The organism is Brenneria sp. g21c3, assembly GCF_040240345.1.
Classification (GTDB): Bacteria; Pseudomonadota; Gammaproteobacteria; order Enterobacterales; family Enterobacteriaceae; genus Brenneria.
Map to the genome: position 1 here is coordinate 322,154 of NZ_JBEIAB010000005.1, position 17,814 is coordinate 339,967.

General features: G+C 62.5%; 6 protein-coding genes and 1 pseudogene. 6 read left to right on the forward strand and 1 reads right to left on the reverse strand.

Annotation, left to right across the window (positions count from 1 at the left end; all coding sequences use genetic code 11):
- Nucleotides 1–4: 4 nt before the first annotated feature.
- The 5 genes from ABRZ28_RS10885 to ABRZ28_RS10905 all read left to right on the forward strand — a co-directional run bounded on the left by ABRZ28_RS10885 (nt 5) and on the right by ABRZ28_RS10905 (nt 15,348).
- Complete coding sequence (locus ABRZ28_RS10885) at nt 5–8,788, forward strand: beta strand repeat-containing protein (RefSeq protein WP_330520251.1); 8,784 nt, start codon at nt 5–7, stop codon at nt 8,786–8,788.
- A gap of 621 nt (nt 8,789–9,409) precedes the next feature.
- Entirely contained in the window at nt 9,410–11,119 is a 1,710-nt protein-coding gene (locus ABRZ28_RS10890; RefSeq protein WP_442878685.1) for a TolC family protein, read from the forward strand.
- Nucleotides 11,119–11,859, forward strand: coding sequence for an efflux RND transporter periplasmic adaptor subunit (locus ABRZ28_RS10895; protein WP_319604237.1), 741 nt, complete (start codon nt 11,119–11,121; stop codon nt 11,857–11,859). The genes ABRZ28_RS10890 and ABRZ28_RS10895 overlap by 1 nt, the downstream gene beginning before the upstream one ends.
- A 13-nt stretch (nt 11,860–11,872) precedes the next feature.
- Nucleotides 11,873–13,213, forward strand: a complete 1,341-nt coding sequence (locus ABRZ28_RS10900) for an efflux RND transporter periplasmic adaptor subunit (RefSeq protein ID WP_319604238.1) — start codon at nt 11,873–11,875, stop codon at nt 13,211–13,213.
- Nucleotides 13,213–15,348: an HlyD family efflux transporter periplasmic adaptor subunit gene (locus tag ABRZ28_RS10905; RefSeq protein ID WP_330520277.1), complete on the forward strand. Its 2,136-nt coding sequence runs from the start codon at nt 13,213–13,215 to the stop codon at nt 15,346–15,348. The genes ABRZ28_RS10900 and ABRZ28_RS10905 overlap by 1 nt, the downstream gene beginning before the upstream one ends.
- 82 nt (nt 15,349–15,430) lie before the next feature.
- Here ABRZ28_RS10905 and proR read toward each other — a convergent pair.
- Nucleotides 15,431–15,559: pseudogene (gene proR / locus ABRZ28_RS10910) on the reverse strand (transcriptional regulator ProR); the annotation flags it as partial.
- A gap of 492 nt (nt 15,560–16,051) precedes the next feature.
- Here proR and ABRZ28_RS10915 point away from each other — a divergent pair.
- Nucleotides 16,052–17,770 carry a polysaccharide lyase family protein gene (locus ABRZ28_RS10915; RefSeq protein ID WP_330520253.1) on the forward strand — a complete coding sequence of 573 codons (1,719 nt, stop codon included), beginning with the start codon at nt 16,052–16,054 and terminating at the stop codon, nt 17,768–17,770.
- The last annotated feature ends 44 nt before the right edge of the window (nt 17,771–17,814 follow it).

Sequence of the window (17,814 nt, forward strand, 5' to 3'; positions counted from 1 at the left end):
CACGATGACCACAAACAGATTAACGACTCGTTACCGCCAGGCCTGGGTGCTGGAACCCCGTATGATGTTTGACGCCGCCGCCGTCGCCACCGCCGCGGAGGTCGTCGCCGCCACCGACGTCGCGCCCGGCGTGACGGCCAGCGGCGTGGAAGCGACGGTCGCCATTGACGATGGTTCCACCACCGAAACGGTGGATCTGTTCAGCAATGTCACGGTATCGGCGGATCAAAACGGCGAAGAAATCAGCCAATTGATCATCACGGTCGACAGCAGCGGCGGCAATCAGGCGCTGGTGATCGATGGCACGCAGATTGCGCTGACGCCGGTTAGCGCGGAACAGGCGGTGAGTGAAAAAAATTATTCCTATACCGTGGCCGTCAACGAGGGCGTCACCACCATCACCCTGAATCTGGGGATTGTCAGTGAAACCTCAACCGCGGAGGTGGCGGCGCTAATCGATAATATTTCCTATCGTTCGCTGGACAACAGCGTGCCGAGCGGCGATGTCACCGTGACGCTACAGAGCCTGAGCGATGCGGGCGGCGATGCCGCCGCGCTGGATATTCGCTCCACCGTGACCATCGACAGCCGCGTTAACGTCGCCCCGGTGCTGAGCGACGACGGCGCGCTGGAGCCGGCCGAGTCTTTCACCATCGACGATCTTGGCGATAATGTGACGGTGGTTTACGCCGGCGGCGGCGACTACGCCTACGCCGCCGGAGACGGCGTGTTGTCGGTATTTGCCGTCGACGACGCCGGCCGCCTGACGCTGGTCGGCACCCAGGCCGTGGCGGGGTTGGGCAGCGTCGCCGATATGGCGATCAGCGCCGACGACCAGTCGCTCTATCTGGTTAACGCCGGCAGCGGCGACGTCTATAGCGTCAGCCTGGCCGATGACGGTTCCCTGGGCGAGGTCGCCACCGTTTCGGCCGGCGACACCACGCGCAATATCGCCCTCTCTTCCGACGGCGCTTACGTCTATGTCACCTTGCAAAACAACGGTATGGCGGTCTTCGCGCGCGACGGCGACAGCGGCGCGCTCAGTCTGATCCAGACCGTCAGCGAGGATGACCTGGGCGTGGAGCGGGCGGAGACGGTGATCAGCGCCAACGGCTACCTGTTCGTCATCGGCGATCAAAGCTCGTTCGTGGCCTACACGGATACCCTGTCGGTGCTGAAGATCAACGACGACGGCACGCTTACCCGCATCGATTCGGTCACCGCCGGCGCCGTGCGCTCCAGCAGTTCGACCTACCTGATGGCCGTCAGCGAGGATGCCGCTTTCCTGTACCTGGGCAGCAGCGCGGACAACAGCATACAGGTCTACCGCTTCAGCGACGGCGCGCTTACTCTGCAAAGTACGCTGAGCCTTGAGGGTATTTCCGGCATCGCCCTGAGCCGCGACGGCGGCCTGCTGTACGCGGCCACTTCCGGCGGCGTCATCGGCGTGTACGCGGCGGATGGGGAGGGCGCTCTGACGCTGGTCAGCAGCATCGACGGCGGCGGCGTCAGCGATATCGCCGTCTCCGGCGACGGCCTGTCGCTACTGGCGGTCGGCAGCGGCGGCGTCGCCCGCTACAGCGCCGCGCAAACCCTCGATCGGGGGACGGCGCTGACGTTCGCCGACGGGATCACTCTGGCCGACGGCAATTTCGACGCGCTGAACGACGGCGCCGGCAACTATAACGGCGCCGGCATCACCGTCAGCGCCAACGTCGAGGGCGGCAGCTTCGGCTTTGCCGACGGCGGCGGCCTGAGCTATGCCGACGGCGTGGTCTCGCTTGACGGCGAGGCCATCGCCACCCTGAGCGTCAGCGACGACGGCGCGCTGACGGTGAAATTTACCGCCGACGTCGGCACGGCGATCGCCAATCAGGCGCTGCAACAGCTGACCTACGCCAACGACAGCGCCGTCGTCGGCAGCTACATCCTGCTTACCGTCGCCGCCAGCGACGGCGCGCTGACCAGCAACAGCCTGGTCGCCGCCCTGCGCGTCAACGCGACGCCGCAGGTTAATACCGATGCTTCCACCGGCTATGCCCTAAGCAGCGCGACCAGCGAGACCGACTACAGCTTCACGCTGTTCTCCGGACTGTTCAACGACGCCGACGGCGATAGCCTGATCTGGCGCGTCAGCGGTCTGCCGGAAGGGCTGACTTTCGATGCCGCGACCCGCACCATTTCCGGTTCCACCACGGAAACCGGCGATTTTACCGTCACCGTCACGGTCAGCGACGCTTCCGGCGCCGGCGCGTCCCTGGATCTGAATCTGACGGTGGAGCAGATCGCCAACCGGGCGCCGCAAATCAATGAAGAGGTTCCCGCCGCGCTGGCGAACGCCGCCGAAAACACCGACTACAGCGCCACGCTGGATACCGCCTTGTTTATTGATGCCGACAGCGTCTACGGCGATGCGCTAACCTGGCGCGTCAGCGGGCTGCCCGACGGGTTAAGCTTCGATGCCGAAACGTTGACCATTTCCGGCAACGCCGGCACGGTGGGCGATTACGCCGTTAGCGTAACGGTCACCGACGCGTCGGGGGCCAGTACCAGCGCTGAACTGACGCTGCGGGTGATTACGCAGAACGAGGCCGACAACAGCGCGCCGGGACTGAGCGCGGACGACAGCGCGCTGGTGTACAACTATGACGGTTCGATCAGCGCCCATGCCAACTATATCGGCGGCCTCTCGCTTTCCGCGGATGGCACTATCCTGACCGTGCTCAGCAGCACCGGCACCAACTACGGCGGCACGGCCTATATCAGCATCTACTCCCGCGACGTCGAGAGCGGCGCGTTGACGCTGATCCAGACCTTCACGCAGGGCGCGGCGGACGACGCCGAAACGTCGCTGGTCGAGGTCGATGGTTTGTCCGGCAGCACTGCGGTGGCGACCTCTGCCGACGGTCAGACAGTTTACGTTTCCGGCGCGACCAGCGACGGCGAGTATGCGGTGCTGACGTTCAGTTACGACAGCGAGAGCGGCGCTTACGCGTTGGCGGGTACGGAAACGATGGCGGCCAAGGTCGTCAAGCTCGAACTGTCATCGGACGGCGACACGCTTTACGCCATGACCGCCGGCGCGCTCTATGCTTATTCGCTTGACAGCGACGGCGCGCTGGCGGAGAGCGGCGGTTTCACGGAGAATTTCACCGGCGCGATCTCCCTCGCCGTCAGCAGCGATGATACGGTTTACGTGCTGAGCAGCAGCGGGACAATCTCTATCTACCGCACGGATACGGACGGCGCGCTGAGCTATGCCGGCCAATTGATCCGCAGCGGCACCGCATTGAGCTGGGTCGATAGCGACGGCAACGCCGCGGATGCCGGCACCCTGACTTCCAGCAGCGAACTTAACGGAAACTTTTCATCCATTACGGTGCGGGACGACGGCTACATTTACGTGACGACCGGCACCAATAACCGCCTGACCGTCCTGCACTACGACAGCGCCGACAATACCGTCGGCTATATTACTGCCTACAACCCATACTCGACGCTGGGCAGAAGTTCCCCCTGGTCAGTCGCGCTCTCGGCCGACGGCTCCGCGCTTTACGTGGGCAGCGCCGGCTCCACCTTAGCCATCTACAGCATCAACGACGATGGCACGCTGACCCTGGCGAGCACGCTGTCGGTTCGCTCCTCGACCACCATCGAGGTCGCCAGCGACGGCAGCTCCGTTTATACCGGCGCCCGCTACTACAATGCGGCGCTGAATACCATCAGCATTGCCGATACCGTGGCCGTCGCCTACACCGAAGGCGGCGCCGTCAACCTTGCCGGCAGCCTCACTCTGGCCGATACCGACTACGACGCGCTTAACGACGGCGCCGGCAACTATAACGGCGGCACCCTCAGCATCGCCCGCGAGGGCGGGGCCGATGCGGCGGACAGCTACAGTTTTACCGAGGGTAACGGCCTGACGCTGGCCGATGGCGTTATCTCGCTGAACGGCGCGGCCATCGGCACCTTCGCGAGCGTGGACGGGACGCTGACCGTGACGTTTACCGCCGACGTCGCCACCGCCATCGCTAATCAGGTGCTGCAACAGATCGCCTACGTCAACACCAGCGCCGACCCCGGCGACAGCATCCTGCTGACGGTATCGGCGGGCGACCAGTATACGGCCAGCGCCATCAACGTGTTGCTGACGGTGACGGAAATCAACGACGCGCCGACGCTGCAAACCAGCGGCGGCGGCGTGGTTTACACCAGCGGCGGCAACGCGGTCAAACTGTTCGACGACAGCGCGGTCTCCACGGTAGAGGAGGGGCAGGCCGTCAGCAGCCTGACCCTGACCGTCTCCGGCCTGACCGACGGCGAGAGTGAGACGCTGACGGTGGGCGGCGTCGGCGTGGCGCTGACCGACGGCGCCAGCGCCGGGGGCGCCATCACGCTGAATAACGAGGACGGCGGCACCGCCGACTACAGCTATACGCTCTCCGTCAGCGTGATCGATGGCGTCGCCACCGTTACGCTCAGCGGCAGCCTGCCGACGGAGGCCGCCGACGCCTTGATCGACAGCATCGCCTACGCCAATGCCAGCGATAGCCCGACTATCGGCGAGCGCATTATTACGCTGACCTCGATTCAGGATAACGGCGGCACGGACAACGGCGGCGTCAACACCAGCGAACTGGCGATCGCCAGCACCGTGGTCGTGGCGCTGACCAACGCCGCGCCCACCGTCAGCGCCACGCCGGCCGTCGCCAGCTACGTCGAGAATGCCGATGCGACGACGCTGTTCAGCGACGTTGCCCTCTCAACCGGCGAGGCGGGTCAGGCCATCAGCCATATCGTGCTGACGGTCTCCGGCCTGAGCGACGGCGCGAGCGAAGCGCTGGTTATCGACGGGACGACGGTTTCTCTGATCGCGGATGCCGCCGGGGAAACGACGAACGGCTACCGCTATAGCATTACGGTGGACGGCGCGACCGCCACGGTGACGATTAGCGGCAGCGACGGTATCGCCGTACAGGATGCGACGGCGCTGATCGCCGGACTAGGCTACGCCAACCAGAGCGACGATCCGACTTCGGGTACGCGCACCGTGACGTTGGCATCAGTGCAGGACGACGGCGGCACGGCCAACGGCGGCAGCGATAGCGTGGCCCTCTCCATTGCGGCCAGCGTCGCGGTGGTCGCGGTTAACGATGCGCCGCTGGTCAGCGCCACGCCCGCGGATGCCATTTACGCCGCCGCCGGCAGCAGCGCCGGTCTGTTCAGCGATGTGTCCCTCTCGACGGTGGAAAGCGGTCAGACTGTTTCCGCCATCACCTTTACCGTTTCCGGCCTGGCGGACGGCGCCAGCGAAACGCTGACCGTCGCCGGCGCCCGTATCGCGTTGGTCGCCGGCAGCGGCACGCTCGATAACGGCTACGCCTATAGCGTTACCCTCGACGGCGATACCGCCGTCGTGACCATCGCCAGCGACGAGGGCATCGCCGCCGATGCCGCCGCGGCGCTGATCGAGCAGAGCAGCTACGCCAATCTCAGCAATACCCAGACCGCCGGCGTGCGCACCTTCAGCCTCAGCGTGCGCGATAGCGGCGGTCAGGACAACGGCGGCGGCGACACAACCTTGCTGGAAAGCGCCGCGGCGATTGAGGTGGTGAACAACTCGGCGCCCGAGTTCAGCGCCGGCGCCGATTACACCAGTCTGGCGGTCGCCACCAGCCTGACGGCGGTCAGCGGTCTTAGCGATATCTCGGCCAGTGCGCTGACCGCCGACGGCGATTACCTGTATGTGACCAGCAGCGACGGCGGCATCGCCATTTTCAGCCGCAACACCGGCTCCGGCGAACTGACGCTGTTGCAGACGCTGGATAGCGGCGTTTCGTCCGTTTCGCTGATCGAGGTGAGCGCCGATGGCGGCACGCTTTATCTGCTGGGCGCAAACGGGGACAGCATTACCATTTTCAGCCGCGACGGCGGCGACGGCAGCCTGACGTTGGTTCAGACATTGGCGACGGAAAGCGTCGTCGACCTGACCATCTCCGCCGACGGCGGCGCCCTGTATGTGGTGGACGGCAACTACTCCGGCCTGCTGGTCTATACGCTGGACGCCGAGAGCGGCCAGTATGCGTTGAGCCAGTCCGTCAGCGCATCCACCGGCAGCGAGCCTTATCTGTTTACCGCGGTTGGCGTGCAGACGGTGGGCGACTATGTGTATGTGGCGACCGATCCGGCCGCCGAGACGGTCGCCAATACCCTGATCGTCTACCAGCGCGGCGAGGACGGCACGCTCAGCGCGGTCGCCTGGCTGCGTGACGGCGCGGCCGTTGGCGAAAGCGCCATCAACATGTCCGGCCCCGTCGATATCGCCGTTTCCAGCGATGGCGGTACGGTTTACGTCGCCAGCGAGGATGGCGTCGCCGCCTTCAGCTTTGACGCCGCCGGCGGCGCGTTGAGCTACATCGGCGCGGTGGACGACCTGTCCGGCGTCACGGCTCTCTCGCTGTCCGACGACGACGGCACCCTGTATGTCGTCAGCTCGGACGGCAGTCTCAGCCGCTATAAAGCTGATGGCTCGCTGACGCTGGTCGACACGCTCTCCGGTTCGTCGACGGCCGCGCTGGCCGGCGCCCGCAGCGTGGTGAGCGGCGCGCACGGCGCGGTGGCGGTCATCGGCAGCGGCGGCGTGGTCAGTCTTAAAGATGGTCTGACGACAATCGCCGTTGATTATCAGGAACAGGGAACGGTACAGCCGTTCAGCGCCATTACCCTCAGCGATGCCGACTATGACGCGCTGGCCGACGGCGCCGGCAACTATAACGGCGCGATTATCACGCTGGCGCGCGACGGCGGCGCCAACGGCGACGATGGCTATGGCTTTATCGACGGCAACGGCCTGACGCTGGCGGACGGCACGCTCTATCTCGACGGCGCGGCCATCGCCGCCTTCGCCGACGTTGAGGGGACGCTGACGCTGACCTTTACGGCGGATGTGGCCACTGTTACCGCCAATCGGGTACTGCAACAGATCGGCTACGCCAATACCGGCGACGATCCGGGCGCCGGCGTGAGTCTCGTCCTGAGCGTGACCGACGCCTACGGCGCCAGCGCCAGCGTGACGTTGTCTCTGAACGTCACGGAAGTTAACGACGCCCCGCTGCTGACGACCACGCCCGCCAACGCCGGCTATGTGGAAGGCGGCGAGGCCGTCAGCCTGTTTAGCGAGACGAGCGTTTCCACCGTGGAAGCGGGCCAGACGGTGACCGCCCTGACGCTGAGCGTTTCCGGCCTGAGCGACGGCGTCGACGAGACGCTGACGATTGACGGCACGCTGGTGCCTCTGGTCGCCGGTTCCGGCACCACCGCCAGCGGCTACGCCTACAGCGTTGCGGTCAGCGACGGCGTCGCCACCGTGACGATCTCTGGCGAATCGGGTATTTCCGCGACGGACACCGCCGCTCTGGTGGATAGCATCGCTTATGCCAACGCCAGCGACGATCCCACCGTCGGCACGCGCGGCATTACCCTGAGCGCCATTCAGGATAACGGCGGCACGGCGGACGGCGGCGCGGATACCACGACGCTCGCCGTCACCGCCGCCGTGACGGTGACGGCGGTTAACGACGCGCCCACGCTGAGCGCCGCGCCGGTCAATTCAGACTACGCGGCGGGCGACGATGCGCTGCCGCTGTTCAATGGGGCCGAGGTCGCCGCCGTGGAAGCGGGGCAATCCATCGCGGCGTTGACCGTAACGGTTTCCGGCGTCGCCGATAATGCCGAGCGCCTGATCGTCGACGGCACGAGCGTTGCGCTGACCGACGGCGTCGTGAGCACCGCCAGCGGCCTGACGGTCGCGGTGACGCTCGACAACGGCACCGCCACGCTGGTCATCTCTCGCGCCGACGGACTTTCCGCCGCCGGCGCGGCGGCCCTGATCGACGGCCTGGCCTATGCCAACGACAGCGCCGTGGTGACGGCGGCCGAGCGCGTGATTACGCTGGCGGCGGTGCAGGATGACGGCGGCACGGCGAACGGCGGCGCGGATACCGCCGTCCTGAATATCGCGGCGACGGTCAATATCGTTAACAGCGCGCCGCAGGCGACGGACGTCGAGGCGGAGCTGCCGACGGCCACGCAGGCTGCGGCGTACCGCGCCACGCTCTCGGACGATCTGTTCAGCGACGCCAACGGCGACGCGCTGATCTGGCGCGTTGACGGGCTGCCGGACGGACTGAGCTTTGATGCCGCTACGCGCACCCTCAGCGGCAGGACGCTTGCCGTCGGCAGCTTCGAGCTGACGATAACGGTAAGCGACGGACAGGGGGGAACGGCCGCCCGAAGCCTGACGTTAACGGTTGATAAACAGCCGGTATCGCCGGTCTTCCTGCCCGCGGCCAACGCGCCGGACATGATGGAACGGTTGCGCGAAGAACAGGAGGATAAGCGTCGCGAAGAGGCGCAAAACGCGTCGCTGCGGCCGATGGCTCCGCCGATCGTCGCGCCGCTTGATCCTGCGGCAACGGTGCAGGATGGCGAGAGCTTATCCAGAGAGCGCTATCCGCTGACCAACGGCGCGCTCGACTATGCCGCCACGCCCTGGCTGCTCAATCCGGCGCTGACGGAACTGATGCCGCCGCTGGAGAACGTGGATTTTTCACCGCTGGCACGCACGCCGGCGCGGGAAAGTGAACGGCCGGATCCGCAGACGGTACGGGCGGATATCCCGGCCGGCAAGGCGGCGTTTTCCGCCCAGTTGCAGCAGGAGAGAGCGGAGTATGACGACCTGCTGAGCGCATTGCAGCAGCTAACGGCAAACAATGCGTCGCCTGAGTAGTGATTGACCCCACCCCGACCCTCCCCTTCGCAGGGGCTGTCTCTTATACACAAATACGGGAGTGCTGACGGGGTTGGTTGTTACGCGGCGTAAAAAATTATGCAGCGGTGGACTTGGCCGCTGAGTGAGCCGCATGGATGCGGCGAAAGCCAGTGCCGCGTCGGGAACGCGTCACTGGCGGCTCGAATAGCGGTCAAGAACACCGATGGCACCGCGCAGCGGCATAATTTAGCCGCAAGCCCGGGTTCATAGGGGGCTGGCGCTTGAGCCCCCTATGTCGGGCGCGTGCTACGACGTAGCATGGAAATGGCGGCATTGTGGCGCACGAAACTGCCTCTGAGTCCGCATAAAAATGTGACTAAGAGACAGTCGCAGGGGAGGGAGTTGGCACCTCCCCCTGACAAGGGGGAGGCGGGGAGGGGGTAGCGGCAGACGTCGCCGGCGCAGTGACTGACCCCACCCCAACCCTCCGCTTCACAGGGGAGGGAGTTGGCACCTCCCCCTGACAAGGGGGAGGCGGGGAGTGGGTAGCGGCAGGCGTCGCCGCTCACGCAGTGACGTGGATTTTGTATCGCAACCTATAACAACATCAACATACAACATTGGATGGGGAGAACCCTGGTGAATCAGCACATAGCGAAACTCTGGGATAGTAAGCCAAAATCCGCCGGTTCCCGGGCTCTGAGGTTGGCGGTGACGCTGGCCTGTCTGGGGCTGGCCGGGTGCGCGGTAAAGCCTGAACCGGTAACGACGGAGCAACAGGTGGCGCAGGCGCTCAGCGATCGGACGCAAATGTTCGCCAATCAGGAGCCGGTACGCGGCACCATTACGCTGGACGAGGCGATTGCCCGCGCGCTGAAATACAACCTGCAACAGCGGGTGGCGCTGATGGAGCAGGCGATGGAGGATAACCTGATCGGCGTTTCCAGTCTGGACATGCTGCCCAAGCTGGCGGCGCGGGCCGGGCTGCAAACGCGCAACAACGTGGCCGGCTCCAGCAGTGAGTCGGTGACGACCGGCCAACAGTCGCTGGAAGCCTCCACCAGTCAGGATAAAACCATGCGCACGGCGGATTTGTCGCTGAGCTGGAACGTATTGGATTTCGGCATCAGCTATTTCAACGCCAAAATGCAGGCCAATAAATCACTGGCGGCCGAAGAACGCCGCCGCCGCGTGGTGGCCGATATCACCCGTCAGGTGCGCACCACCTACTGGGAAGCCGCCACCGCCCAGCGTTTACAGCCGGAGGTGACGGCCGCGCTGGTCGAGGCGCGTCAGTCGCTGGAATATGCCCGTCAGACCGAACAACAGCGTCTGCTGGCGCCGGTGGACGCGCTGCGTTTCCAGAAAAATATGCTGGAAATGGTGCGCCAGCTTGAGATCGTCGATAGCGATCTGGTGATGGCCAAATCCCGTCTGGCTTCGCTGATGAACCTGCCGCCGGCCAGTAAATTCGATGTCGTCGTGCCGGCCGAAAGCAGTCTGACGGCGCCGAAACTGGCCTATAGCCTCGACGATCTGGAAAACTTTTCGATGGTGCAGCGTCCGGAAGTGCGCGAAGAAAGCTATCAGGCGCGCAACGCGGTGCTGGAAACCCGTAAATCGCTGCTGCGGCTACTGCCGGGCGTGTCGCTGTTCGCCGGCATCAACGGCGACAGCAACAGCTATCTGGTCAATCACCAGTGGGCCAGCGCCGGGTTGCAGGTCAGCGGCAACTTGCTGAACGTACTGTCCTGGTCGCCGGTAAAACGCGCCGGCGAAGCCAACGAGGAACTGGCGCAGGCGCGGCGTCAGGCGCTGCGGATGGCGGTGCTGACGCAGGTGAACGTGGCGTGGCAGGAGTATCAGCAAAGCACGCGCATGTTCAGCCGCTATCAGGAACTGGCCCGCATTCAGCGCGGTATCCTGAATCAGACCGAGCTGAGCGTGCGCAATCAGGCGGCGACGCAAATGGAACAGGTGCGCGTCAGCACGGAAACCATCCTCACCACCCGCGCGCGCGACCGCAGTTTCGCGGACGTACAAAACGCCTTAGGCGCGGTGTATCAGGCCGCCGGTCTGGATGTGCTGCCGGATAACGTCGGCGATACCAGTCTGGCCGCATTGAGCAATACCATTGCCCGCACCACCGGTAATATCGAAACCGGCCGCGTACCGGTGCCGCGTCTTTCCCTGGCTGCGCCGACGGCGGTCGCCGCCGCGCCGACGCCGGCTGCCAAACCGGTCGCGGTCGTTACGCCGCCGGGCGCCATCGCCGGCAAACCCTATCGCAGCGTGAACACCGATATGTGGGATAACCTGCAATCGTTGCAATCCGGGGGATCGCACTGATGAAAGCGCAGCGGTTTCTGCTGGTCGGGGCGTTGCTGACGCCCTTGTGGGGACAGGCGGCCGGCGGCAATGATATTCGCGTACAGCTTAGCGCGTTGCGTTACACCACGCTCTCCAGCGAGATTGCGGCTAAAGTCACGGATATCGCGGTGAAAGAGGGCGAACACTTCAAACAGGGCGATACGCTGCTGACCTTTGACTGTACGGTGCTGAAAGAAAAGCTGAATTATTCCGCCGCCGCCGAAAATGCGGCGCGGAAGAAACTGGCCATCGCCAACCGGCTGGATAAGCTCAATTCAATCAGTCTGTCCGACGTGGATCAGGCCCGTTCGGCGGTATCCATGGCGCAGGCGGAAACCGGCGTCAACCGCGCCATGCTGCAACGCTGCGTCATTAAAGCGCCGTTTTCCGGCCGGGTGACGGAAAGCAAAGTGAAGCGCTGGGAGTCGGTGCCGGAGGGCAAGGAACTGCTGTCGATTTACGATGACAGCGCCTTTGAGCTGGAAATGATCGTGCCGTCGCGCTGGCTGGTGTGGCTTAAACAGGGCAATGCTTTTCAGGTGACGCTGGATGAAACCGGGCTGAGCTATGCGGCGGAAATCAGCCGCATCTCCTCGGCGGTGGAGCCGGTGAGTCAATCGGTGAAAGTGTTCGGCCGCATCACCCAATCCACCGCCGGGCTGCTGCCGGGGATGAGCGGGGCGGCGCAAATCGCGCCGCCGGACGGCGGCCAACCATGAGCGCGCTTTTGTTATGACCAACGCAGGCAACGAACAGGATACCCGCCTGGCGCTGCTGGCTGAGCTGTTGCAGTTACAAAGCCGCGCCAGGGCTCGGGAAACGCAGGATGAACTGGCGTTTTTCATCGTTAATGAAACGCACAACCTGGTGAAGTATCGCCAGGCGCTGCTGTGGGATTGTGAAAAACAGCGCCTGCGCGCGGCGTCCGGGCTGGCGGCTCTCGATGACAACGCGCCGTTTTGCAGCGCATTCAGCCGCCTGTGTCGCCAGTGGCAACAGGAAGATCGGCAAACGCAGGCTTTAAGCTGGCGCGATCTGCCGGCCGACGACCAATCGCTCTGGCAGGAATATTTGCCGGAATTTGTATTGTGGCTGCCTTTACGGCGACCGCAGGGAGAACGGCCGCTGGCGCTGATTCTGGCGCGCGACCGCGCCTGGCGGCCCGCCGAGCTGGTGCTGTTGGAAAAGCTGGCCGACGCCTATTCCCATGCCTGGCTTGGCTTACGCAAAAACCGGCGCGGCAACGGCGCCGCCCCGCCTAAGCGGCGTCGTCTGCTGTTGGCGGGCGTAGTCGCGTTGCTGCTGATTATGCTGATCCCGGTGCGGCAATCGGTACTGGCGCCGGCGGAGATCGTCGCGCATCGTCCGGTGATGGTGCGCGCGCCGGTGGCCGGGGTGGTGGACGATATTCTGGTTCGCCCCAATCAGCAGATCGCGGCAAATCAGCCGCTGGTGCGGCTGGATGCCCGCGAACTTGAAAACCGGCTGGAGTCGGCGCGGCAGACGTTCGCCGGCGCCGATGCGCAGTACCGGCAGGCTCAGCAGCAGGCGCTGTTTGACGCCAATAGCAAGGCCAGTCTGGCGGTGCTGCAAAGCCGGCGGGAGCAGGCGCGTAGCGATGTGGATTTTCTGCAACGGCAGCAGGCGCGTATGCAACTGGTCTCTCCGCGCGACGGCGTGGCGATTTTTGATGACGTCAGCGACTGGATCGGACGATCGGTGTCGATCGGCGAGCGAATCATGATGGTTGCCGATCCGCACGATGTCGAGCTGGAGATCCAACTGCCCGCCGCCGACGCCATCGCGCTGGAGAAAGGGGCCGATGTGCGCCTATTCCTTAACGTTGCGCCCAATGCGGCGCAGTCGGCGCGGCTTGAGCATATCGGCTATCGTTCCGCCCCCACCCCGGACAACATTATGGCCTATCGGCTGAGGGCTCGCTTTACGCAAACGGATCCGCTGCTGCGCGTCGGGTTGAAAGGGACGGCGAAAGTGTACGGCCAGCGCACGGTGCTGTTCGTCTATCTGTTGCGTAAACCGTTGACGACGCTGCGTGTGTGGCTGGGCGTGTGATGAAGATCGAGGGGACTAACCCGCCCTGTACCCGGCTTAGTCCGCTGCGGGACGAACTGATCCTGCATGCCGGGCCGTCCAACCGGGACGGATCGCCCAGTTGGACGCTGGAAGATCCGCTGCGCGGCCTGTTTTTTCGCATCGGCTGGGCGGAAATGGCGATGCTGTCGCACTGGTCGCTGGGCGAGGCGGACAAGATCGCCGCCGCCATTCGCCGGACGTCGACGCTGAACCTTGACGACGACGAGGTGGCGCATTTTAGCCGCTTCTTGCAGGCCAATAGCCTGACGCGGGCATCGGGCGACGAGGCGCTGGCGCAGTTCGGCCGGCAGTTGGCGCGAACGCAGGTCTCCGTATGGCGTAAACTGCTGAAGAACTATCTGTTTTTCCGTATTCCGCTGTGGCATCCCGATCGTTTTCTGTCCGCCAGCTTAGCGTGGGTGGCGCCGCTGTTCAGCCGCGCCTTTTTAACGCTGACGCTGATGGCGGCGCTGCTGGGGCTGTTTCTGGCCGGGCGGCAGTGGGAAACCTTCAAGCATACTTTTCTGCATTTTTTTACCCTGGAAGGGGCGGCGCTGGCGGGCCTGACGCTCTGTTTCACCAAAGTTCTGCATGAGCTGGGACACGCCTATACCTGCAAGCGCTTCGGCGCCAACGTCGCCGCTATGGGCGTGGCCTTTCTGGTGATGATGCCGGTGCTGTATACCGATACATCCGGCTCATGGAAACTGACCCGCCGCCGCCAGCGGATGGCGATCGGCGCGGCCGGCATGGCGACCGAACTGACGCTGGCCGCCTGGGCGACGCTGGCCTGGAGCTTCCTGCCGGACGGCATGCTGCGCAGCGCGGCCTTTATGCTGGCCACCACCACCTGGATTATGACGCTGGCGATCAACCTCAGTCCCCTGATGCGTTTCGACGGCTATTTTTTGCTGTCCGACTGGCTTCAGATACCGAATCTGCAACAGCGGGGCTTTGCCATCGGCCGCTGGCGGATGCGCGAATGGTTGTTCGGACTGGGGGATGAAGCGCCGGAACCGTTTCCCCGCTGGTTGCGGCGCACGCTGGTCGGCTACGCCTTCTGCGTGTGGGTCTACCGGTTCTTCCTGTTTACCGGTATCGCCATCCTGGTTTATCACATGGCGTTTAAACTGCTGGGCATCCTGCTATTCGCGGTTGAGATCGGTTATTTCGTCATCATGCCCGTGGTTAATGAACTGCGCGAGTGGAGTAAACGCCGCAAGGATTACCGTATGAACCGTAATATGATCGTGACGCTGACCTCCGTTTGCGTATTGCTGCTGCTGTTGGCTATTCCCTGGCAGAACACCGTGTATGCGCCGGCGCTGCTGCGCGCCGAACAGCAAAGCAGCGTGTATATGCCGTTGCCGGCCATGATTGAGCGCATCGAGGTGCGGGTCGGCCAGTCCGTCGCGGCCGGGCAGCCGTTGTTTACGCTGTCGGCCGATGCGCTGCTGCATGAACAACAGCAATTGGCGCGGCAAATCGCCACGCTAAGCTGGCAGGGCGCGTTTCAGGTGTTTAATAAAGAGGCCGCGGGCGAGCATCTGCGGGTGAAGCAGGAACGTGAAGCGGCCGAGCAAAAGCTGGCGGTATTGAAACGTCAGTCGGCGCAATTGACGGTGCGCGCGCCGCTGAACGGCGTGGTGGCGGATATCGCCGAGCCGCTGGCCGCCGGCGAATGGCTGGCGCAGGGCGAATGGCTGGCGGTGGTGGTCAAACCGTCAGGCGGTCTGGTGGAAGCCTTTGTGTCGGAAAAGGACTGGCAACGGCTGAAGGTCGGCGGGAAAGGGCGTTTTTATCCGCAGGATGTCAGCCGCGACGCTTTGCCGCTCACCATTGTGGATATCGATCATACCGCCACCCGTGATTTGAGCGCCGTACCGGAGCTGGCCTCGACTTACGGCGGCGATATCGCCGCCTTAAGCGACGCGCAGCGCAAGCTGCATCCTGAGCAGGTGGTTTACCGCATCCTGTTGAGTCTGCCTGCCGACAGCGGCCGTCAACAGCAGATGTTGCGCGGCACGGTGGCGCTGGACGGCGACGCGCAAAGCCTGCTGGCGCGCGGCTGGAAGGTGGTTTCGGCGGTATTGATACGGGAACTGGCGTTTTAACGCCGCGCGGTTATGCGCCGGCAGCGTCTTGCGATAAGCAATACCGGCGATGGCCGGGCGGCATTAACCACAGCCCGGCCGTTCAGACGGAAAAACCGTAGCGGGTGCCGTCGGGCAGCTCAATTTCGAGGTGCAGTTTAGCGCCGGTGGCTTCAACGTAACGCTTCAGCGATGACAGTTTCAGATCGCGGCCTCGCTTTTCCATAGCGGCGCCGATCCGCGTTCTTTCAGCACCATAACGGATAAATAACGGCGGCCAAGCCGGAGAAACAAAATCGGGTACGCGCTGCGCAAAAAGAGCGGTCTGTCTGCGCACGATAATTTTTTAATAATTAATAAATAGTTTAACGGTGATAAATAACGTCTTTTATCTGAGGTGCGAATGATTATTTCTGAGAGATAAAACAGGTCAATCTTCATTTTATTGCCTGATGAAATATCCCGATGGCAATAATTTGAAGGTGGGCGAGGCGGACATCCCCTATTTTAATTCGGCTGTACGGGGAATGTTAATATTAGCGTTTTCAGTAAAACGAGTTTAATTCCACAGTTTTTTTACTGTTTTTCGTTAACGCGCGCGTCCCTTTTTTATGATTCAGTATTTTTCCAATCGCCAGCGTGGTTACAAAAAGAGCGTTCCTCAAAAAATAAGCCGTTTCGCGGGGATTTTTGGCCGTTACGCTGAATATCAAGAGGATTGACTGTGAAGAAAAGCATCTTGTTGCTAATAATGGGTACAGTACTGGCGCCCTATGGCTATGGCACGCAGAATAACGCCGTATCGCTATCCGTTTCCGGTATGAACGCGGTACTGGATAATGGCTCGCTGAAAGTTGAATTCAGAGAGGACGGCAGCGCGGCGAGCATCATTAAAGACGGGGTGAATATTATTGCCAACCTTTCCGGCGCGCAGCGAGATCCCAGCAAGACACGCAGCGCTTATCTCGATTATTACGTTAAAGGGGTAAAGGATTTCACGCCCGAGCGAGTCGAGGTAATCAGCAATAGCCGTGATATGGCCCATATTGCTTATATCGATGATAAGGAAGGGCTGTTGCGCCTCGAATATCATCTGATTATTCGCCGCGGCGTGAGCGGTATTTACAGTTATGTGGTGGCGGAAAATAACGGCGCTCAGGATGTAAAAGTCAGCGAACTACGTAACGTATACCGTTTCGATCCGGCGCGGCTTGATCATCTCTATAACGGCGTTCGCACGGGGAAGCCGTTGCTTTACCGCCAGCTTGAACAATTACCGAAAGTGCAGGATGAAACCTGGCGTTTGCCTGACGGCCATGTGTATTCCAAATATGATTTTGCCGGTTATATGCGACAAACGCCTTTCTGGGGCGTGTTCGGTCATGGCGTGGGCGCCTGGCTGATTCACGGCAATACCGAGTATTTTTCCGGCGATGCGCTCAAACAGGATCTGCTGGTTCATCAGGACGCCATTATTCTCAATTATATGACCGGCGCGCATCTAGGCACGCCGGATATGATCGCCACGCCGGGCTGGAAAAAATTCTACGGCCCGTGGTTGCTGTATATCAATCAAGGCGATGAACGGCAGGTGATCGCCGACGCCCGACGCCAGTCGGCGACGGAAAAAGTCTCCTGGCCTTATCGCTGGCTGAACGATGCGCGTTATGCCGCGGATCGCACCCAGGTCAGCGGACAAGTGAATGCGCAACAGCCGGCGACGGTGGTGCTTTCGTCATCCCTGGACGAGCCGTTTGATTTGCAGACGCGCGGTTATTCCTATCAGGCCGACACGGACAGTCAGGGGAAATTCCGCATCGACCATGTGCGGGGCGGGGAATATCAGCTGGTCGTCTACGCCAATAGCGGTACGCAACCCGGCGTGCTGGCGCGGCAGAGGGTAAAAATTAACGGTGCGAGTCAACGGCTGCCGGACATATCCGTCCCCGCCGCTGCGCCGGTTATCTGGGCCATTGGCCAGGCTGACCGGCAGGCCGGCGAGTTCCGCTTCGGCAACGAAGCGCGTAATTACCGCTGGCAAAATGCGGTGCCGGCGGATCTGGTCTTTGATATCGGTCGCAGCGACTATCAGCGGGAGTGGTATTACGCCCAGACCAAACCGGGAAAATGGGATATCCGCTTCGCCATGCGGCCGGAAAAGAAAACCTATTACCTGAATATTGCTCTGGCCGCGGCCAGTAATTTCGGCATGACCGACGCCACCACGCCTGAACTCGCGGTGCTGGTTAATGGCAAAAATGTGGCGACGCTGAAATATGAGAACGATAAAGCCATTTATCGCGGGGCGTTAAACAGCGGCCGTTATCATTTCGAGCGAATTTCCGTCGACGCCGGATTACTGCGCAACGGAAATAATCGCATCTCGCTTAAATTGCAGGGCGGCAGCCTGATGTATGACATCGTCACGTTCAGCGAAGAGTAATCACTGTTTTCTGATAAATCCGATTAATTATTAATAATGAGATA